General features: G+C 70.9%; 16 protein-coding genes. 8 read left to right on the forward strand and 8 right to left on the reverse strand.

Going from position 1 to position 19,394, the window contains the following annotated elements; all coding sequences use genetic code 11:
• The first annotated feature begins 110 nt into the window (after positions 1-110).
• Together PPSIR1_RS33440 and PPSIR1_RS33445 are read left to right on the forward strand one after the other, a co-directional pair.
• Complete coding sequence (locus tag PPSIR1_RS33440; RefSeq protein WP_006975677.1) at positions 111-638, forward strand: hypothetical protein; 528 nt, start codon at positions 111-113, stop codon at positions 636-638.
• Positions 631-1,332, forward strand: a complete 702-nt coding sequence (locus PPSIR1_RS33445; RefSeq protein WP_157596241.1) for a hypothetical protein — start codon at positions 631-633, stop codon at positions 1,330-1,332. The genes PPSIR1_RS33440 and PPSIR1_RS33445 overlap by 8 nt, the downstream gene beginning before the upstream one ends.
• A 5-nt stretch (positions 1,333-1,337) precedes the next feature.
• Here the strand turns inward: PPSIR1_RS33445 and PPSIR1_RS33450 are convergent, their stop codons facing one another.
• Positions 1,338-1,652 carry a redoxin domain-containing protein gene (locus tag PPSIR1_RS33450; RefSeq protein WP_086001926.1) on the reverse strand — a complete coding sequence of 105 codons (315 nt, stop codon included), beginning with the start codon at positions 1,650-1,652 and terminating at the stop codon, positions 1,338-1,340.
• 3 nt (positions 1,653-1,655) lie between these two features.
• Positions 1,656-3,350, reverse strand: coding sequence for an LVIVD repeat-containing protein (locus PPSIR1_RS33455; protein ID WP_157596242.1), 1,695 nt, complete (start codon positions 3,348-3,350; stop codon positions 1,656-1,658).
• Positions 3,351-3,516: 166 nt separating this feature from the next.
• Between PPSIR1_RS33455 and PPSIR1_RS33460 the strand changes: the two genes are divergently transcribed.
• Complete coding sequence (locus tag PPSIR1_RS33460) at positions 3,517-4,872, forward strand: NAD(P)/FAD-dependent oxidoreductase (RefSeq protein ID WP_006975681.1); 1,356 nt, start codon at positions 3,517-3,519, stop codon at positions 4,870-4,872.
• 12 nt (positions 4,873-4,884) lie between these two features.
• Here PPSIR1_RS33460 and PPSIR1_RS33465 read toward each other — a convergent pair whose 3' ends face one another.
• The 4 genes from PPSIR1_RS33465 to PPSIR1_RS33480 all read right to left on the reverse strand — a co-directional run bounded on the left by PPSIR1_RS33465 (position 4,885) and on the right by PPSIR1_RS33480 (position 10,539).
• A complete protein-coding gene (locus PPSIR1_RS33465) occupies positions 4,885-5,313 on the reverse strand; it encodes a cupin domain-containing protein (protein ID WP_006975682.1) in 429 nt (142 codons plus the stop codon).
• 44 nt (positions 5,314-5,357) lie between these two features.
• Complete coding sequence (locus PPSIR1_RS33470) at positions 5,358-5,570, reverse strand: hypothetical protein (RefSeq protein ID WP_006975683.1); 213 nt, start codon at positions 5,568-5,570, stop codon at positions 5,358-5,360.
• Positions 5,570-6,184, reverse strand: coding sequence for a cob(I)yrinic acid a,c-diamide adenosyltransferase (locus tag PPSIR1_RS33475; protein ID WP_006975684.1), 615 nt, complete (start codon positions 6,182-6,184; stop codon positions 5,570-5,572). Before PPSIR1_RS33475 ends, PPSIR1_RS33470 begins: the two co-directional genes overlap by 1 nt.
• A 71-nt stretch (positions 6,185-6,255) precedes the next feature.
• Complete coding sequence (locus tag PPSIR1_RS33480; protein WP_006975685.1) at positions 6,256-10,539, reverse strand: DEAD/DEAH box helicase; 4,284 nt, start codon at positions 10,537-10,539, stop codon at positions 6,256-6,258.
• Between the two features lie 246 nt (positions 10,540-10,785).
• Between PPSIR1_RS33480 and PPSIR1_RS33485 the strand changes: the two genes are divergently transcribed.
• Positions 10,786-11,898 carry a hypothetical protein gene (locus PPSIR1_RS33485; RefSeq protein WP_006975686.1) on the forward strand — a complete coding sequence of 371 codons (1,113 nt, stop codon included), beginning with the start codon at positions 10,786-10,788 and terminating at the stop codon, positions 11,896-11,898.
• 42 nt (positions 11,899-11,940) lie between these two features.
• Complete coding sequence (locus PPSIR1_RS33490) at positions 11,941-12,159, forward strand: hypothetical protein (RefSeq protein WP_045117279.1); 219 nt, start codon at positions 11,941-11,943, stop codon at positions 12,157-12,159.
• Between the two features lie 61 nt (positions 12,160-12,220).
• Here the strand turns inward: PPSIR1_RS33490 and PPSIR1_RS33495 are convergent, their stop codons facing one another.
• Positions 12,221-14,434 carry an MYXO-CTERM sorting domain-containing protein gene (locus PPSIR1_RS33495; protein ID WP_232296587.1) on the reverse strand — a complete coding sequence of 738 codons (2,214 nt, stop codon included), beginning with the start codon at positions 14,432-14,434 and terminating at the stop codon, positions 12,221-12,223.
• Between the two features lie 277 nt (positions 14,435-14,711).
• Between PPSIR1_RS33495 and PPSIR1_RS33500 the strand changes: the two genes are divergently transcribed.
• The 3 genes from PPSIR1_RS33500 (at position 14,712) to PPSIR1_RS33510 (ending at position 18,718) form a co-directional block, all read left to right on the forward strand.
• Positions 14,712-16,733, forward strand: coding sequence for a hypothetical protein (locus PPSIR1_RS33500; protein ID WP_006975689.1), 2,022 nt, complete (start codon positions 14,712-14,714; stop codon positions 16,731-16,733).
• A 486-nt stretch (positions 16,734-17,219) separates the two neighbouring features.
• On the forward strand, positions 17,220-18,335 hold the full coding sequence (locus tag PPSIR1_RS33505) for a hypothetical protein (RefSeq protein ID WP_006975690.1): 1,116 nt from the start codon (positions 17,220-17,222) through the stop codon (positions 18,333-18,335).
• 158 nt (positions 18,336-18,493) lie between these two features.
• On the forward strand, positions 18,494-18,718 hold the full coding sequence (locus PPSIR1_RS33510; protein ID WP_006975691.1) for a hypothetical protein: 225 nt from the start codon (positions 18,494-18,496) through the stop codon (positions 18,716-18,718).
• A gap of 304 nt (positions 18,719-19,022) precedes the next feature.
• Here PPSIR1_RS33510 and PPSIR1_RS33515 read toward each other — a convergent pair.
• On the reverse strand, positions 19,023-19,394 hold a 372-nt coding region (locus PPSIR1_RS33515), incomplete at its 5' end, for a hypothetical protein (RefSeq protein WP_006975692.1).

The raw sequence follows: 19,394 nt of genomic DNA on the forward strand, positions 1-19,394 counted from the left end.
GGGCAAGGCGCAGCGACTGGGAAGCTCAATGTGAATCGAGCTGTGGCGATTTGGGAGGGGCGAGAACGACATGATTGACGCCGCTCGTGCCGAAGGGCGAACCTCGTGGCGTGAAGCGTAGACAGATCGGCGCGCCGCCGCCTCGCTCCCTGATCGCCGCGCTCGGCCTCGCCACCGTCGTGGCGACGACGACGGGCTGCGGCGACTCGGACTGCGCGGTGACCATGACGGTCTCGGACTCGGTCAACGAGGCGGTCGACTACGACAGCACGGGCGAGAACCTGTGCTCCAAGTCCGAGCTCTCGGGCCTCGTGATCCTCGAGAGCTACCGCGACCTGGGTACGGGGGCGACCACGGGCACCATCACCGGCTTGCAGGTCAACGTCCAAAACCCGACCCTGGACAACGGGACCTTCCCGGCGACCGTGGTCGTCAACTCCCTGTCCCACCCCACGGGCTTTCAGAGCGACGCGTGCACGATCACGGTGAGCAACGTCGAGGTCGAGGACTGGACCGTGACGGACTACGTCAACTATGACGCGACGGTGGTGTGCTCCGAGGCCCTCGGGTCCCCGGGCTCGTCAGCCTCGATCGACCTTGGACCCACGACCTTCCGGGGGCACGTGCTCGATGAGTAGGCAGAAGATGGACGAGGTGCCGCGCTGGCGGCGGGCGTGGGCGCTGAGCCTGGCGATGATCCTGGTGACCGCGCCGCTGGGCGCGAGCCCGGCGTGGGCGGGTGAGGGGGCCGCCGTCGAGGCACCGGCCGAGGCTGAAGCTGAAGCTGAAGCTGGGGCCGAAGCCGAGGCTGACGAGAGCGCGGGCTCGAGCGCGGACGGCTACGACGAGCAGGTCGACGTGGGCTGGGAGGACCCGGGGCCCGAACAGCCGAGCACCGGCCCCACGGTGACCATCGAGGTCCACGATCACCTGCGCCCAGTCTACCTGCTCCCCGCCGGGACCACCGAAGGCAGCGCCGCGGCGCTGTGCGAGGCGCCCTGCGACCGGCGCGTCGGGGACCTCAGCGGCCAGTTCGTCCTCGACGGACCGCGCCGCAACGGCTCCAAGCCCTTTAGCCTCAGCGGCGGCGACTCCCTGCGCCTGGTCGCCAAGGGCGGCAACCCCAAGCGCAAGACCCAGGGCATCGTGGTCATCGCGTTGTCGGCGGTCACGGCCATCGGCCTGGCGATCACGCCCACGCGGGTCAACATGCGCCGCGGCATGGGCTTGACGCTGTGGGGCGCGGCCGGGGTCATCGGCCTGGGCGGCATCGGCTCGGGCGTGGCGCTGATCCGCTTCTCGCGGACCCAGGTCAAGGTCCTGTCCGAGTAGCCGGGCTACTCCGCCAGCAGCTCTTCGATCAGCGCTTCGATCTCGCTGGGGTTGAAGCTGTTGCGGATCGCCCGGATGGTCAGGTCCTTGCCGACGATGACGTCGCGCGGGTAGGGGTAGCCGACGCCGGCTGGGTAGGCGACCTTGTCGAGGGTGTAGCCGTCGTCGGTGATGATCGGGAAGGTGACCCCGGTCTGCTCGATGAAGTCTTCGATCTCGGGCGGGTTCTCGCCCTGGTGCAGGCCCCAGACCTTCACGCCCTGATCCTGGTAGGGCTGCCACACGGATTGTTCGAGCTCTGGCAACTCCAGGCCGCAGATGGGTCAGAACAGGGCGAAGTAGGAGAGCACCAAGACCTTGCCCTCGAGGCCCTCGAGGCCCAGGGGGTCGAGGAAGGCGTAGTCCTCGGTCAGGCTCTCGCCGACGTCGAGGAGCCAGATGTCCTGGGCGACGAGGCCGACTTGGTAGCTGGCGTGGTAGAGGTCCGGATCGTCGGTCTCGATCACGAGGATGGCCGCGCCGCTGTCCGGCGCGGGCGGGGCGTAGGCCAGCTCGAAGGCGCCCTTGGACCCCGGCGCGATGGTCATCGGCAAGTCGGCGAGGACCGAGAAGGACTCGTGGAGGGGGTAGACCTCGCTGACCACCAGGGGTTCGAGGCCGCGGTTTTCGATGACCACGACGCGGTCGCTGGCCTCGGTGGCCTCGAAGGCGAACAGCTCCTCGTCGATCCACGCGTCGGGGGCCGTGACGCCGGGCTGGAAGTCGAGGACGTGCATGCCCTCCCACTCGCCGACGAGCATCATGGTGCCGTCGAGGACCACGGCCAGGTCCTGCTCGAAGTCGGGGTAGGGGACGACGCGCTCCGTGGCCAGCAGGCTCAGGTCCTCGGCGTCGTGGACGGCGCTGTAGGTCCACGCGGCGACGGCCAGGAGCTCGCCGTCGGCGTCGACGGCCTGGGCCGAGCCGTGCATGCTCTGCTGGCTGAGGAGGCTGGGCGCCGCCGGGTCGGCGAGGTCGTAGCTGGCGATGCCGTCCCCGCCGAGGGCGACGAACAGCCGGCCCTGGTCGACGTCGAGGTGCCGGGGCGAGCCGGGGGTCGGCGTCGAGCTCAGGAGCGCGGGGGCGTCGAGCTGGGCGACGTCGACGACGTGGATGAAGCCCTCGGCGTCGGCGACGTAGGCGAACTCGTCGACGAGCGCGATCTCGATGGCGTTGCCGAGGGCCCCGAGGGCTCCGACGCCGCCTACGGGCGCGGTGTCGAGCTGGCCGGTGAGCGGATCGGTGGCGAAGATCTCGAGCCCGCGCTGGTGCTCGGTCACGAACACATGGTGGTCGCGCCAGACCAGGCCCTCGAACAGGCGCTCGGCGTCGACGAACTCGAACAGCTCGCTGGCGTTGGCCCAGGGATCGTCTGGCGGCACGGGTCCGTCGACGTCGACCACGTGGCCCTCGAGGCGGGCGTGCCCGCCGTAGCTGTCGCCGTGGTGGGCGAGGTAGAGCATGCGCTCGCCGCCGGGCAAGAAGGCGCCGAAGTCGAGGTTCTGGCAGCGGCCAGGGATGACCGCGAAGTCCTGGGGATCCGCGGGATCGCTGAGATCGTCGATGCGGGCCCCGAAGCCGCCGCAGTTGACCGCGAAGCGCTCGCCGTCCCAGGCGGTGGCGACCACTTCGTCGCCGTGCGCTGGCGCGACGTAGACCAGGGGATCGTCGTAGAGCGGAGGCTCCGGGCCGGTGCCGGACCCGGCCTCTTCCTCTCCTTGCTCCGTGTCGCCGCGGGTCGAGCTCTCGGTTTCGCTCGCGCCCCGGCTGTCCGTCTGTGCGTCGTCGCTGTCACCACCTGACGAGTCCGTACAATTGGGACAATCGGCCCCATCGGCCGCCTCGGTGTCGTCGCAATCGCTGCCAGGGTCAGGCTCGAGCGCGCAGCCCAGGGCCCCCGCGAGGCCGCCCAGGGCCGCGAGGGCCACGGACAATCGGGCGCTCGCGCTCGGGCAGATGACGCTTCGTGGGTGCTTCACGGCTAGACCTCGCGGTAGCGAAGCAACGGGCTCGAGCCCGGGTCCGTTACCGGCGCCCAAGTCGAGATCTCCATGCGCGCCCTCGAATTCGCGCCCAGGGGGGAAAATTGCCAGAAAACGCTCGGGATGGCTCGTCTTCGCCTGGGGTGTCCTACAATCCCCGGGCATGCCGGAGCACGCCATCGTGATGGGCGGCAGCGTCGCGGGGCTGTGCGCCGCCGCTGCCCTCGCAGACCGCTTCGAGAAGGTCACCCTGCTCGAGCGGGACCCCGTGCCCACGGAGGTCCGCCCGCGCAAGGGCACGCCGCAGTCCTGGCACGCGCACCTGCTGCTGACGAGCGGACAAAAGGCCCTCGACGATCTGTGCCCGGGCCTGCTCGCCAGCCTCGACGAGCGCGGCGCCGTCGGGGCCGACGCCGGCAAGAACTTTCGCTGGTACATGTCCGGCGAGTGGCGACCGGTGTTCGAGTCCGGCCGCCACGTCCGCCTCCAGACCCGCTCGTTGCTCGAGACCTGCCTGCGCGAGAAGGTCGCGGCCAAGAACGTCGAGCTGCGCTTTGGGGCCAAGGTCGACGCGCCCATCCACCGCGACGGCCAGGTCGTCGGCGTGCGCCTCGAGGACGGGAGCGAGCTCGAGAGCGAGCTGGTCGTCGACACCATGGGGCGCGGGACCAAGACGCCGACCTGGCTCGAGGAGTGGGGCTACCGCCGACCCCCGCGCCAGGCCGTGCGCGTGGATCTGGCCTACTGCTCCGGGCTCTTCGAGGTCCGCGAGGGGCTCTTCCCCGGGGTCTCGGCCTTCCTCATCGGCGCCCAGCCGCCGCGCCTCAAGCGGGGCGCCGCGGCCTTCAAGGTCGAGGGCGGGCGGTGGATGATCACCTTGTTCGGCTACCACGGCGACCACGCCCCGCTCGAGTTCGAGGACTTTTGCGAGTGGGCCAAGACGGCCGCGTGCGCGGAGGTCCACCACCTCCTCGACGGCGCCACGCTCCAGGGCAAGCTGCGCCGCTTCAAGTACCCCCAGCAGCTGCGCAGCCGCTACGACAAGCTGCGCAGCTTCCCCGGCCGCTACCTGGTGCTCGGCGACGCGGTGTGCAGCTTCGACCCGGTGTTTGGCCAGGGCATGTCCGTGGCCGCGCGCGAGGCCATGATCCTCGGCGAGCTCATCGACAAGCAGGGCGTGGGCGTGCGCCACCGCAGCTTCCAAAACGCCATCGCCCGGGTCATCGACGACCCCTGGCAGATGGCGACGACGGAGGCCTACAACTGGCCGGAGACCACGGGCTGGAAGCCGGCGGGGGCCAAGCTGCTCCAGCGCTTCACGGCTCGCCTGCACGAGAAGGCGGCCGAGGACCCGGAGCTCTACGACGCCTTCCTCGACGTCGTGCACCTCAACGAGCGCCCGGCCTCGCTGTTCAAGCCGCGGGTGCTGCGGCGCGTGATGTTCGGGGCGCGGGCGGTGCCGGCCAAGTCGCTGCCGCCGGCGAGCGATCCCGCCGTCGAGCCCGAACCGGGCGCTTGAGCGCGGCCTTCGTCAGCGGACTTCGTTTTGGGTGCCCTCGCCCGCGGTGATGAACAGCGCCGTGGCCCGCTCGGCGACCCTGGCCGTGTGCCACACCCCCGGCGGGTTGATGGCGGCCTGGCCCGCGCGCAGCTCGTGCTCGACGCGCTCGCCCTCGGCGTCCTCCTGGATCAGCGTCAGGGCCCCCTCGACGACGTAGACCAGCTCGGCGCCCTTGGGGTGCATCTCCCAGGTGCTCCAGTCCTCGGTGAAGGTGTGCACGGCGACCAGGCGACCCTCGGCGCCGTCGCTGGCGTGGGCCTGGCCGTAGCGCATGTACCAGTCCATGGTCCCGTCGAACACGGGCTGCACCTCGGCCGTCGCGCCGAGGCCGAGGTGGACGGGGTTGCGCTCGAGATCGATGGGGCCGGGCTCGGGGACGTCGGACTGCGCCTCGCTCATGGCCGGGATGCTACCAGAGCGCGGGGATGACGCGTGCGTGGGCCTCAGCGCTTGTTGGGCGGAAGCGGACGACCGTCCTGATCGAGGGTCTTCCAAAAGCGCGGCCAGTCGTCGATCTCGACCATCGAGGGCAGCACCTCGTCCCAGTTGTGGGGGTAGGTCCGCTTGATGAACTCGACGACGGCCTTGGGCGTGGGCGCCTCGAGGAAGTGGGCCTCCATGGGCGGGAACTCGTACCGGAACTTGCGCAGCTCCATCAGGTGTTCTCCTGATCCCACAGCACCTCGTCGTAGCCGAACTTCTGGGCGACGGCGCGGGCGAGCACGAACATGTAGTCGCTGAGGCGGTTGAGGTAGCGGCAGGCCTCGCCGCGCACGGGCTCGACGGCGGCCAGGGCCACGACCTCGCGCTCGGCTCGGCGGCACACGGTCCGCGCGAGGTGGGCGAGGGTCCCGGTCGGCCCGCCGCCAGGCAGGATGAAGCTGCGCAGGGGCTCGAGGGGCTCGTTGAGCCGGTCGATGGCCTGCTCGAGGGCGGTCACGTGGCGCGCTTCGATCTTGAGCTTGACCTCCTCGGGCGCGTCGGCGGCCTTGGGCGTGGCCAGCTCGGCGCCGAGGTTGAACAGCTCTTGCTGGATCCGCCCGAGCTCGCGGTCGAGCTCGGCGACGAAGCCGTCGCCGGACTCGCGCAGGGCCTGGCCCGCGCCGTCGCGGCTCAGCTCGAGGCGGACCATGCCGACGGTGGCGTTGAGCTCGTCGACGTCGCCATAAGCGCGCACGCGGGGGCTGCTCTTGGGCACGGTGTCGCCGCTGGCGAGCATGGTTTGGCCCGCGTCGCCGAACTTGGTGTAGACCTTGGAGATGTAGACCACGGCGGCGGGAGGATAGCAGCCGAGGGGCCCGCGACGCCCGGGTGGGGAGGTCGTGAGCTAGCCGGTTCAGCTCAGAGCTCCGTGTCGCCGGGATCCAGCAGCAGCGTCGCGCGCATGGAATTGTCTTCGTTGACCGGCTTGGGCCTCGGGCCGCGCAGGTCCCAGGTGCCCGCGCCCTGGCCGTGCACGCGCAGCCACGAGGTCTGCTCGGGGGGCGGGCCGGCGACGATCTCGGCCCCGGCCTCCTCGGGCAGCAGGGCGCAGGCGAGCAGCAGCTTGGCGTCGAGGTCGGCGCGGCGGCGGGCGAGCACGGCGAGGGGACCGCGGTCCGAGACGGCGAGGGGCCGCGGGTGCAGGGGGATCGCGGCGACGAGGGCGAGCACGGTGTCGACGAGGGCCGCGCCCGCGAGCGCGGCGAGGCGCTCGCGGATCGGCCCGAGGTCGGCGCGGTCGGCCTCGAGCAGCTGGGCGTGGGCGTCGCGGGAGCCGAGATCCAGGCGCCCGCGGTAGTCGAGGGACTGCTGCAGGCGATGCCCGGCGAGGGCCGCGGCCCGGCGCTGCGCCGCGGCGATGGCCGGGCGCTCGACGGCCACGTCGAAGCAGACCTTGCCCTTGGCCGGCTCCCCGCCGGGGCTGGCGAGGGGCACGGGCGACCACCAGCTGTGCCGCGTCCACACCAGGTCGTCGGTGCGCCCCGAGTGCGAGATCCACAGACGGCCGAGATCGCCGTGGCCCTCCCCGGGGGTGTACTCGACCCGGGCCTCGCCGGGGGCGTGCTCGGCCTCGTCTTCGTCTTCGTCGACGGGCTCCGGGGGCGCGTCGAGGATCCCGTCGAGCCAGCGCAGGGCGTCGCTGATCCGCCACTGGCTGGGGTCGCTGCCGGGGAAGCGATCGTGGATGGTGCGCAGGCGGGCGAACTCGGGGCCGACGAGGCGCTCGAGGACCATGCGCGCGAGCTCGAGGAGGTCCTTGAGGCCGCGCTCGTAGATGGCCCGGGCGAAGCCGCTGGCGCCCGGGGTGCGATCGAAGAACACGAGCACGCGGTGGCCCTCGATCTCGATGAGGTCGACGTCGACGAGCTCGGAGCTGGCGCGCAGGTAGCAGGGCAGGACCATGCGCAGCGCGGCGGCGAGGGGCACGAGGACCTCGAGGGGGAGCTCCTCGCTGGGGACCCCTAGCTTGGCTTGGGGCTCGGCGTTGGGCTCGGTCTCGGCTTCGACTCCGGGCGGCGGCCGCGGGTCCGCGCCCGTCGCGACCAGGCACACGTCGGTGCCGTAGTGCACCGGCCGCGGCTGCTCGTAGTGGCGGTGGTCGCTGAGCTTGGGCCCCGGCGCGTAGCGGCGCACGCCGTGGAGGTGCTCGCCGACGCGGGCGTGGGCCAGGGACACCGGCAGGCCGCGCCCGCCGAACTCGCGCTCGGTCCACTCCGCCGGGGCCCCGAGCGCGACGCTGGTCGTGCGGTCCGGGGTCGTGCGCTCGCGGCTGTCGAGCTGCTCGGCGGCGATGGTGTGCACGACCTCCCGGCCGTCCTCGCTGGCCTCGCCGCGGTCGTTGAGGATCATGAAGCGCCCGCGCGGGTGGATGAAGATGCGCCCGGGGGCGTACACGGCCGGGGCGACGGCGCGGTCGAGGGTCGCGAGCACCTCGGAGGTCCCGGCGTCGACGACCTGGGTCTGGGAGTCCGTGTCGCTGACGCAGTGGGCGTCGATGGGCTGGCCGAGGGCGCCCTCCTTGACCGAGCGCAGCAGGGTCCGCGGGGCGATGGCGTCGCTGCGCGCGTCCATGGTCAGGACCTCCCGGCGGCGCAGGTTGTCGCCCAGGCGGGCGATGGTCTCGTCGACGAAGCGGGCCCCGAAGCGCTCGCGCAGGGCGTCGAGGTCTTGCTCGCGGCCCATCGCGCGGTCGAAGTGGCGCTGGCGAACCACCCGCGGCTCCGCCAAGGGCACGGCGCGGGGCAGGGCGGCGACCAGCTCGCGGCGCTCGGCGTCCTCGGCCTCCTCGTGCAGCACCATCTCCTCGTCGCCGGGCGGGGCGAGGACGAGGACCACGGGGGACTCCGGCGAGAAGCCGCCCTGGTCGAGGTCGGTGTCGAGGCCGACGCCCGCGTGGGCCAGGCGCGCGGCCTCGCGGTGGACCTCGGGGTAGGTGCCCTCGACGATCACGATCGCGGCGTCGCGGGGGTCCTCGCGGTGGTGCCGGCGCAGGTTGCCGAGGTCAAAGGCGGCCCGGCGGACGTCCCGGTGGGCGTCGCCGGCCAGGCGCAGGTGCCAGGGCAGCTCGGCGTCGTCGCAGGCCTGGGCGAGCACGCCCAGGGGGATGTCGACGCCGAGACCGTCGACCAGATCGCGGCGACGCAAGAGCAGCTGCGCCCGGGTCTGGGCGCTGTCCTCGGAGAAGGTCCGCAGCGGCACGGCGAGCACGTGCTTGGCCCACGCGTCCATGCCCGAGGCGCCCGCGCCCGCCGTGGCCAGGAGCGCGGCGGGGTAGGGGGCCTCGTGCAGGCGGTCGAGCAGGGCCCACAGCCGGCGCATGACCAGCTGCAGGTGCATCTCGGTCACCCCGGTGAAGCCGTCGACGTCGTCGGCGACGATCAGCCCGAGGCGGGCGAGGTACTCGTCGGTCCGCGGGTCGCACAGCACCTCGGCCTCGCAGCGCTCGAGGTCGGCGACGACGATGGCCGGGGTGCGGTCGGACACCAGGGTGCTGGCGAGGTCCTCCCCGGCCACGCACACCTGCACGTTCCAGCGCGCCGAGGACGACGCGATGGCCCGGGCCAGGGTGTCGGCCCAGCGCCGGGCGAGGGCGCGGTCGCGGACGATGACCAGCGAGGTCGCGCCCCGGTCAAAGTAGACGTGGAGGGCCGCGAGCAAGGTCGCGGTGGTCCTTCCCGAGCCCTCGGCGGCGAGGATCAGCGCGTGCGGGGTCGAGCTGTCGCTGCGCTGGACCACGCTCGCGGCCCGCTCCTCCTCGAGGCTGGGCACTTCGCCGCGCTCGGGCCCGACCTGCATGCTCCACAGCTGGCCCAGGTGCTCGAGGAGCTCGGCCTGGTGGGCCCAGGGCCGGGCCTCGCCGGTGAGGTCGGTGAAGATCTCGCGCACCAGCGGGGCGATGGTCGGGGGGAAGTCGACGCGCTCGCCGGGGTCGGCCTCGCGGCGCTCGAGGGGCTCGAGCTCGACTCCGGGGCGCAGGGCCTCGAGGGCCGCGCGCAGGCGCTCGAGGGCGGTCGTCGCCGGGTTGAGCTCGAGCTCCTCGTCGTCTTCCTCCTCCTCGTTGCGCTTGTCGGCGACGGGCTCCTTGCCCGTGACCATGAGGTGAAAGAGCAGGGACCAGGCGAGCATGCCCCCGGCCACCCAGGCGCCGGGGGCGGGGACGTGGTCGCGGGTCGCCGAGGACAGCAGCCCGAGCTGGAGCTGGCCGTCGATGCTGGCCAGATCGGCGACGCCGGCCAGGGCGACGCCGGCCAGGGCGTGGACGGGGATGAGCAGCACCAGGGCGCCGACGATCCATCGGCGGAAGCGCCGGTCGGCCCGGCGCGTGGTCGAGGCGCCGACCCAGGGAAAGTAGCGGGGCAGGTCCCGGCGGGGCTCGGAGAAGCGCAGCTGACCCGCGCCGAACACGTCGAGGAGGATCAGCACGGCCAAGAACACCGCGCCCCAGACCGCGGCGTGGACCAGCAGGGCGAAGCCGGTGTGGTCGGCCAGGGGCGCTGCGCCCCACAGCCAGCTGCGATCGAGGAGCCGCCACTCGAACCACCCGACCCGGGCCCAGACGTCTTCGGGGATCCACGCGGGCCGATGCATGAACCCGCGCAGCAGCGGATCGACGACCCGGCCGAGGGTGTAGAGGACCACGCAGGCGAAGGCGCTGGTGGTCACCGTGGCCCCGGGGCTGGGGGAGTCGGGGGCCCGGAGCCGGCGCCACAGCAGGCCGATGACCAGCAGCATGGCCGCGGCGGACAGCAGCATCGGCACGACGGTCGAGGCCGGGATGTCGAGGAGCAGCTCGACGGGGTCCCCGAGCAACAGCCGGGCGTCGGACAGGCTGTCGGGGATGCCGTCGGCGAGGGAGTCGGGCAGGGGAGGCTCGCCCATGATCTGCTCGCGGAGGGCGTCGGCGAGCTCGGCGGGGAGATCGGGGGGCAGGTCGGAGACGGGCGCGCTGGGGTCGCCCTGACCGAGGAGGCTGGGATCTTCGAGGATGCGCTGGAGATCCTCGGCCGCGAGCCCGCCCGCGTCGACGAGCTCTCCGAGGCGCGCGCGCAGCTCGGGCGGGAGGTCGCGGGTCAGCCCCTCGGGCAGGTCGGCGAGCGGGTCTGCGGGCGGCGCATCGCTCGGCTCGGTGGGCGGGGCGGCCATCCTGCTAGACCATCGGACGATTCGGCCATGGGGACAAGCGTGGAAATTGGTGCGCCTGGCAGTCCGCGCAGTGTTTCCACCGCCCCCGGACTCCCCCGACGGCCCTTCGGCTCACCCGAGAGCGACCAAGCCCCGGGGCGTGGACCCTGAAATTGCCGCGAGGCCGCGGTTGCGCTGTCAGTGGCGCCGGGTCAAGTTGGACCGGTAATGCGTTGGATTGGCTCGCCCTCGACCCCGAATGCCCTCTTGGCTCTGATCTCGGCCTCGGCCCTCGCCCTCGTCCCGGGCTGCGGTGACGACAACGGCGAGGGTGGTGGCGACGACGAGGTCGGCGAGACCGCGACCACCGACTCCGATTCGGAGTCCAGCGGCGACTCGGAGTCGGGGAGCGGCTCGGAGTCGGGGAGCGGCTCGGAGTCCTCGGAGACGGCGACGGACACGGACACGGAGACGGCGACGGACACGGAGACGGCGACGGATACGGAGACGGCGACGGACACCGGCGAGACCGGGACGGACACCGAGACGAGCACGGACACCGGCGAGACCGGGACGGACACCGGGACCGACACCGACACCGGCGAGACCGGGACGGACACGGAGACGAGCACGGACACCGGAGACGAGTTCGCCCCGTGGATCCTGACCGTCGACGAGCCCGACCAGACCACCGACGTGCTCAAGCAGATCAGCATCGTCCCCGGCGAGGTCGGCCAGACCACGATCATCTGCGACGACATCGAGCTGCCGCCGACGGTCCCGGACAACACCGCCTTCACCTCGCTGACCTTCAACAGCAACCAGCTCTACGCCTCGGTCCGCAAGGTCTCCAACGGCGACACCATGCTGCTCATCGACCCTTGCCAGTGCGTGGCCACGGAGGTCGGCGAGTACGGCTTCACCGGGGTCAACGGCATCACCTCCAACGAGGTCCAGAACATGTTCGGGTCCTCCTCGACCTCGGACGTGATCATCGAGATCGAGGTGGCCACGGCGATGGCGGAGGTCCTCGCCCCGCTGCCCGGCGACTGGGGCTCGACGGGGCTGACCTGGTCGGACCCCATGGACAACGTGCTCTACGGCATCAACGCCAACAACGACCGGCTCTACACCTTCGACGGCGACGACGGCTCGGAGCTGGGGAACATCGCCATGAACGCGAACTTCAGCTCGGTGGGCATCGAGTTCCACCCGGGCGAGGACGTGCTCTACGCCTGCGGGATCGGGGGGCAGCAGCGCTCGCTGTTCTCGGTGGACGTGATGACGGGGGACGTGAACCTGGAGGCGGCGGACATCCTGGACGGGACCTGCGACAACCTCGCGGCGCCCTTTGGCCCGGTCGAGTGCATCCCGCAGTGATTTGGGCCCGCCACCAGGCGGACGAGCGGGCATACTCGGTGGATGGTGTCCGTGACCGGGTGGGCCGTGGGTGGATTGTTCGGGGTCGTCCTCGGCGTCGCGGCGCTCGTCGTCGGTAGAGTGCACCCAGAGCACCGCGGCTTCGATCCGCCAGAGCCCGACGCGAGCTGGGATCTGCCGGCGGTGCTGGTGCTGTCGACCTTCCTGGGCATGGGCGGGCTCCGCCCGCTGTGGTTGTTGGCGCGGAGCCTGCTGAGCTGAAGACGCGAAAAAGGGAGCGGCCTGCCGGGCAGGACCGCTCCCTCGGGTCGACGCGCGCGGATCAGTTTCGGCGTCGGCGGACGAAGCCTGCCAGGCCAAAGAGCAGCACGGTGCCGAGCAGGCCGCGGGGGTCGGCGCCGCCCTCGGTGCTGCAGTTGCAGCCCTCGCCGCCGCCGCCGCCGAGCTCGTCGCCGTCGGCCATCACGTCGCCGCTGTCTTCCTCGGCCGTGACCTCGTCGGCGGCGGTGTCGGACTCGGACTCGCTCTCGGACTCAGACTCGCTGTCCGTGTCGGTGGTCGGGTCTTCTTCGCCGGTGTCCGTGGTGGTGTCCGTGGTGGTGTCGTCCTCCATGCCCGTGGTCGTGGTGGTGTCGTCCTCCATGCCCGTGGTCGTGGTCGTCTCGTCCTCGCTGTCGTCGTCGTTGCTGGGGACGGGGTCGGGCTCGTTGGTGGTCGGCTCCGGGGTCACCGAGCAGTCGTTGAAGGCGCAGCAGGGGTCGAACTCGAGCCCGCCGAAGATCGTCGTGAGCGCTTGCTCGAGCTCGGTCTGGTTGTTGGCGTCGTAGTAGTTGTTTTGGCTGCCCGAGCCCCACTGGGCCATGTTCTGGAGCTGGGCCTGGGCGGCGGCCGTGTCCACGCCGTCGCCGAAGCCGATCACGTAGGTGGTGATGCCCGAGTTGTACATCTCCTCGAGCTCGCCCTGGACCTGGGCGTTGGTCGAGTAGCCGTTGTACTGGCCGTCGGTGATCAGGATGTTGAAGTAGAGGGTCTCGTCGGCGGTCGGGTAGGGCGCCATGTCGTTGTTCATGGTGCTGCCCGAGTAGGCCTGCTGGTAGTCCTTGACGAGCTGCAGGCCCAGGTGGGTGTAGGTGCCGGAGCCGGAGCAGAACCCGTTGCCGGCGCACTGCGGCATGTGGCTGAATGTCGGGGCGTCGAACTCGGGCGGGTTGGCCTGGCCGTCGTCGTAGTCCCAGGCGATCGGCGGGCCGCCCCAGGGGTCGGTGCAGCCCGGCTCGGTGCACGAGGAGTTGGGGTCGAGGGCCCAGGCGAAGTTGTCCTTGGAGCAGGGCCCGTAGCCGACGAGGACCCGGGGCTCGCCCGCGTCGTAGGCGGGCAGGTAGCCGGGGTCCTCCTCGAGGGACTCGGCGCCCGCGAGGTTTGGGGTGTCGTAACCAAACACCGTCAGGCCGAGGTGGGTGAGGTCCTCGGCGGTGCCCGTGCCGACGTCTATGTCGAACAAGCCCATCTCACCAACGAGGGCGCCCCCGGCTTGATCCCAGCCCGTCTCGCCCATGGCGCCGAACATGGTGCCGCCGTCGGTGTTGAGCATGGACGAGGAGGCGTCGAGGATGATCATCGCTCGGGGCAGACCGCCGACGCACTCGGGGGCGACCACGGACTCGATGATGTCGGTGACGATCTCGTTGAGCGCGGTCCCGAGCTCCTCGGGGGTGTTGCCGTCGATGGCGGCCGTGGTCCCGCCCGCGGCCGCGACCTCGTCAGCGGCGGCCTCGGCCTGGGGATCGCCCGCCACGGCGACGACGTAGGTCGGGATGTCCTGGTCGTCGTAGAGCGCGCCCGCGGTGATCGAGGGGTTTTGGCTCGCCGGCGAGAGCGGCGAGGTGCCGTCTTGGCTCGTCCACGAGCCGTCGGTCAGGACCACGTTGACGTAGGCCCGCGGGGTGTCGACCTGGTCTTCGGGGTGGTCGGCCTTGGTCTGGGCGATCTCGCTGGCGGCGCGGTCGAGGGCGCCCTTGGTCCACGTGCCGATACCAAACAGGCTGCCGTTGGCCGGGGCCGGCGTCGCGTCCAGGGCGTCGAGCAGGGCCTGGCCGTTGCAGGGGAGGTAGCTGGCCTGGTCGTCGTCCCAGTGCACGTCGATGACCTGGCCGTCGACGATGCCCGAGCTGTCGTCGGGGATGGTCGTGCCCTCGGCGGGGGAGGGGTCGTGGCCAAAGCGCATCAGCGCGAGGTGGGTGTTTTGGCTGAGGAAGCTGCCCGGCGCGACGATCTGCTGGAGCGCGTTCACGGACACCTGCCAGCGCGTGAGGTTGTTGTCCGTATCCCAGATCTCGTTCATCGAGGTCGAGTTGTCGACCATGAACAGGATGTTGGGTTTTTTGAAGGTGCACTCCGTCTCCGACGGGCACTCTTCCTCGCCGCCGGCCTCGGCCTCGCCCTCGTCGGTGCCGATGGCGAAGGCCAGGCCCACTCCGGCGAGCAGCCCGAGCTGCAGTCCAATGCGCTTCCAATTCGATTCCAATAGCCGCTTCATGTCTGGTCCTCGCTAGCCGAGGCTGGGCAGGCCTGACCATGCCCGCCCCTCCGATGTCGACGCCCGTCACGAAGGGCCACAAAGGTGGCGCGCCATCGAGATCGGACTCGTCGAGACCCGTCGAGATCGGTTGGGTGCTGGATTGCTGTCCAGCCTCGCTGTCCAAGGAGTGCCGCGGCCCACGAAGATCGGGTGGAAGTTTCGTCGATGGCAGCCATCGGGGGCGGTCGGGGCCGCGCAGCTGGAGTCCCCGCGGGGCGGCGACTACACTCCCCGGATGCCTTTCATGCCCCGCGCCGCTCGACTGATCGCTTGCCTCGCCCTGGTCCCCCTGGCCTGCACCGACGATGGGGGTGACGCGGGCGAAGACGAACTCGGCGGCGACACGGACTCGGAGACGGAGACCGAGACCGAGACCGAGTCGGACACGGGGACGGACACCGGCGAGCCCGAGCCCGCCGTCGAGTGGCCGACCCTGGACTGCGATCCCCTGGTCCCCGAGCTGTGCGCCTACCCCTACCCGAACAACGTATTCACCGCGGACGACCCGGCCATGGACACGGGCCGGCGGCTCGAGCTGAGCGCGGCGATGATGCCCCAAAGCGCGATCCACCAGCCCGACACCTCGGCCTGGTCGGCGAGCGACGGCTTCAGCCCGGCGAGCACCATGCTCGCCTTCCTCCCCGGCGCGACGACGACCGGCCTGCCGACGCCGCTGACCATCGAGGCCTCGCTGGATCCGGACTGCCCGACCGTGGTGATCGACGCCGAGACGGGCGAGCGCGTGCCCCATTGGGCCGAGCTCGACATGTCCCACGACGACGACGCGCGCCGGACCTTCATGATCCGCCCGGCGGTGCGCCTCGACGACGACCGCCGCTACATCGTGGCGATCCGCGGGGTCGTCGACGCGGGCGGGGCGGCCCTCGAGGCGAGCCCCGCGTTCGCGGCCCTGCGCGACCTGAGCCCCAGCGACGAGCCCAGCGTGGACGCGCGCCGGCCTCTCTACGCCGACATCTTCGCGCGCCTGGCCGAGGCGGGGGTGGCCCGGGAGGACCTGCAGCTGGCCTGGGACTTCACCACGGCGACCGACGCGAACATCACCGGGCGGCTGCTGCACATGCGCGACGTCGGCCTGGAGCAGCTCGGGGCCGAGCCGAGCTTCTCGATCACCGACATCGACGCCGACCCCTCGCCGGGCATCGCCTATCGTGTGGACGCGAGCCTGAGCGTGCCGCTGTTCCTCGACGAGCCTGGCCCCGGCGGGCGGCTGGTGCTCGGCGCCGACGGCCTCCCCGAGGTCCAGACCATGACCGAGTACCCCTTCATGGTGCTGATCCCCGAGCAGGCCTACGAAGATCCCGCAGGTCTGATCCAGTTCGGCCACGGCCTGTTCGGGGCCTACACCGACGTCGACGACGATCTGCTCGCGGGCCTGGCCGTCGACTACAACTACGTGGTCTTCGCCAGCACCTGGATCGGCATGGCCGGGGAGGACGTCGCGCACATCGGCGGCTTGCTCCAGGGCGCGCGCCTCGACGACTGGCCGACGGTGGTCGGCCGCCTGTCCCAGGGGGTGTTCAACGCCCTGGCGACCATGCGGACCATGAAGACCAGCTTCGCCGACGCCCCGGAGGTGCTCGGGCCCAACATGGAGCCCCTGCTCCTCGACCTCGATCGCAGCTTCTACTTTGGCGGCAGCCAGGGCGGCATCCTCGGCACGCCCTACATGGCCCTGAGCACCGACGTCGAGCGCGGGGTCCTGGCCGTGCCCGGGCAGCCCTACAGCCTGCTGCTCAACCGCAGCGAGGCCTGGCAGTTCCTCGGCGACATCAGCAAGAGCGTCTACGACGACACCCTCGACCTGCGCCTGGCCATCGAGCTCATGCAGCAGCTGTGGGACCGGACCGAGCCCACGGGCTTCTCGGGCCACGTCATCGACGACCCGCTGCCGGGCACCTCGGCCCACGAGGTGCTCGTGTTCGCGGCGATCGGCGATCACCTGGTCACGACCCTCGGCGCCCACGTCATGGCCCGGGACCTCGGCATCCCGCAGCTCGCCCCGAACAACCGCGATCTGTTCGGCATCGAGGTCGTCGACCAGCCCCACGCGGGCTCGGTGCTCATCGAGTACGACTTCGGCCTGCCTCCCGAGCCCATCACCAACGTGCCCATGACTGAAGGAAGCGACCCCCACGGCGCCCTGGCGGACGTGCCCATTGCGATTCAGGCGACGGACCAGTTCCTGCGCACCGGGGTGGTCGAGAGCTTCTGCGACGGGGTCTGCGACCCGACCTGAGCTCTGCTCTACCCCCACAGGCATCTGAAGACCGGGGGCGCTTCGTCGCTATCCGCTCCTCCGCTAGGGCTTGGTGGGCAATGGGGTTCGTGCCTTCGAGAAGGCTGGTGGTCGCCCCCGCGAGCGGGGGCGGATTCGTTGACAGCCCCTGAGTCGTGGACGTGGGGCAGGGAGGGCGTGGCGTCGTCCACGACGGCTAAAATGGACAGAGGGTCGGCCAAACTCGTTTTGGCCAACCCTCTGAGCCGGCGCGAACGCGCACTTCAGGTTCAAAACGGTCGCGTCACGCGCGGCGGAGCAAAGAGCGCGGTGCGGGCCCTGCGTGGGTGCGTCATCGGCGAGGGAGAGGGCGCTGCGCAGGAGCTGCGCGGATCCTGTTCTCGTCGATGGACGCGGGTGCGCGCGTGCCCTGTCACGATCACGAAACAGGTCGATCCATCTTCTTGACCTCGCCGGAACACCCACGGAGCCTCTCCCCGATCCCCCATGGCGGACGAACAACTCGAGACTCCAGGCAGCGGCGACTACACGGGACTTCCGCGCCGCTTCGTCCAAGTCGTGATCCAAGAGCGGGTCTTCCTGGCCCTGCTCGCCGCAGCCTTCCTGGTGGCGGGCGTCGTCTACCCCTACCCGCAGATCGCGATGTGGGCCGGCTTCGTGTTCGCTGGCTACGCCGTCATCGCCAACGACAGCATCCAGACCATCGGGACCTTCATCGCCTCGAACAAGCACCGCCCGTGGTGGGTGCTGTGGCTGTTCATCGGCGGCGTGATGTTGGTGACCATGGCCTTTGGCTGGCTGACCCACGAGGGCGACGTCACCTACGGGCGCCTGGCCTCGAAAAATTTCTCGGAGGCGCCGACGGAGTTCGCCTTCTTGCAGGTCGCGGGCCCGCTGCTCTTGCTGGTCCTGACCCGGATGCGCATCCCGGTCTCGACGACCTTCCTGATCCTCTCGTCCTTCGCCGCGAGCCCCAAGGGCATCGCCTCGGTGCTCAGCAAGAGCGTGACGGGCTACGTCATCGCCTTCGCCGTGGCCATCGGGCTGTGGCTGTCGATCGGCAAGCTGACCGAGAAAAAATTCGTGGGCGAGGCGGCCAAGGGCTGGTACGTCGCGCAGTGGTTTGCGACCACCTTCCTGTGGTCGATGTGGCTGGTCCAGGACGCGGCCAACGTCGCCGTGTTCTTGCCGCGCTCCCTCGAGTTCTACGAGTTCGCGGTGTTCGCGGGGGTGCTCTTCCTCGGCCTGGCGGTGCTGTTCCGCCTCGGGGGCGACAAGATCCAGGAGATCGTCGAGGAGAAGGCCGCGGTCACCGACGTGCGCCACGCGACGATCATCGACTTCGTCTACGCGCTGATCTTGTGGGTGTTCAAGATCCAGTCGGACATCCCGATGAGCACGACCTGGGTGTTCCTGGGCCTCCTCGCCGGGCGCGAGCTGGCCATCAACCTGACCCGCGACCCCGACAAGCGCCGCTCGGTCAAGGACGTCCTCAAGCTCATCGGCAAGGACCTCCTGTTTGTCACCATCGGCCTGATCATCTCGATCATCATCGCGGTGACGGTCAACCCGAACATCACGCCGGAGTCGCTGAGCTGGTGAGCGCGACCTGCTCCCCCGCGCTCGGGGGCGGGCGGCATCAGGGGTCGCAAAAATGGCGCTGAGCCCGAGGGGCCGATAGCGCCAGTCCCCGGGCGCCAAGCGGTGTTTCGCGCTGAAGCGGGGGGCGCCCGGGGCGAACGTGCTCTAATGAAGACGCCATGGACGACCCCGCCACACCCTTCGAGCCTGGCCACGCGGACCCGAGCCCCGACGCGGACACCGTGTTCGTGGACGCGGCCACGCGCGTGTCCAAGCCCAGCGCCTTCGACGACTGGTACTACGCCATCGAGGACAAGCTGGGGCAGGGCACGGTCGGCATGGGCGTGTGCTTTTTGCTGTTCATGGTCGTGATCGCGGCGGCCATGCTCTTCAACCCGATTTAGCCTTGCCCCCGCAGGCGGTGGAGACCGGGGACGCTTCGTCGCTGTCCGCTCCTCCGCTTTGTTCGTGGGGCAATGGAGTTCGTGCCTGGGAGGGGGCATGTGGTCGCCCCCTTGAGGGGGCGTTATTTGGCGGGGGTGAAGATGGCCTCGCTTCGGGCCTGGGCGGCGTCATTTGGCGGGGGTGAAGACGGCCTCACTTCGGGCCTGGGCGGCGTCATCTGGCGTGGTGAAGACGGCTTCGCTTCGGGCCTGGGCGGAGTGTCAGCGCTTCGTGCTTGGGAGGAAGGTTTCGTGTCTGGGAGGCTCAGCGTGCTGGGCCCAGGCGTAGGCCGAGGATGAGCTCGTCGCCCGAGCGCTGGGCGCTGTGGACCGAGAGGCGCAGGGTTTGGCCGCCGATGTCGACCTCGGTGTGGGCGGCGGTTCGTTCGGCGAGGGACAGGCCGCGCAGGGCTGCGCGTTTGAAGAAGAGGCCGGCGCGGACCTTGAAGCTGCCGACGACGGACTCGACCCGGGCCGAGTCGGCGGCGAGCTCGAGCTGGGGCTGGCCGCCGGGGGAGCTGGCCGGGACCACGCCGATCTGCGGGACCCCGCGGAGCACGACGTAGGCGCAGTCGCCCTCGAGGTTCCACAAATGCAGCTCGAGGGCGTCGCGCTCGCCCTCGGCCCAGCCGGCGCC

This window comes from Plesiocystis pacifica SIR-1 (assembly GCF_000170895.1).
Classification (GTDB): Bacteria; Myxococcota_A; Polyangia; order Nannocystales; family Nannocystaceae; genus Plesiocystis; species Plesiocystis pacifica.

Bases quoted from the DNA above. Each gene is read 5' to 3' on its own strand.
- PPSIR1_RS33490 (WP_045117279.1), top strand. From the start codon at position 11,941: ATGGTGTCCGTGACCGGGTGGGCCGTGGGTGGATTGTTCGGGGTCGTC.
- PPSIR1_RS33480 (WP_006975685.1), bottom strand. From the start codon at position 10,539: ATGGCCGCCCCGCCCACCGAGCCGAGCGATGCGCCGCCCGCAGACCCG.
- PPSIR1_RS33460 (WP_006975681.1), top strand. From the start codon at position 3,517: ATGCCGGAGCACGCCATCGTGATGGGCGGCAGCGTCGCGGGGCTGTGC.
- PPSIR1_RS33445 (WP_157596241.1), top strand. From the start codon at position 631: ATGAGTAGGCAGAAGATGGACGAGGTGCCGCGCTGGCGGCGGGCGTGG.
- PPSIR1_RS33470 (WP_006975683.1), bottom strand. From the start codon at position 5,570: ATGGAGCTGCGCAAGTTCCGGTACGAGTTCCCGCCCATGGAGGCCCAC.
- PPSIR1_RS33500 (WP_006975689.1), top strand. From the start codon at position 14,712: ATGCCTTTCATGCCCCGCGCCGCTCGACTGATCGCTTGCCTCGCCCTG.
- PPSIR1_RS33505 (WP_006975690.1), top strand. From the start codon at position 17,220: ATGGCGGACGAACAACTCGAGACTCCAGGCAGCGGCGACTACACGGGA.
- PPSIR1_RS33465 (WP_006975682.1), bottom strand. From the start codon at position 5,313: ATGAGCGAGGCGCAGTCCGACGTCCCCGAGCCCGGCCCCATCGATCTC.
- PPSIR1_RS33510 (WP_006975691.1), top strand. From the start codon at position 18,494: ATGGACGACCCCGCCACACCCTTCGAGCCTGGCCACGCGGACCCGAGC.
- PPSIR1_RS33495 (WP_232296587.1), bottom strand. From the start codon at position 14,434: ATGAAGCGGCTATTGGAATCGAATTGGAAGCGCATTGGACTGCAGCTC.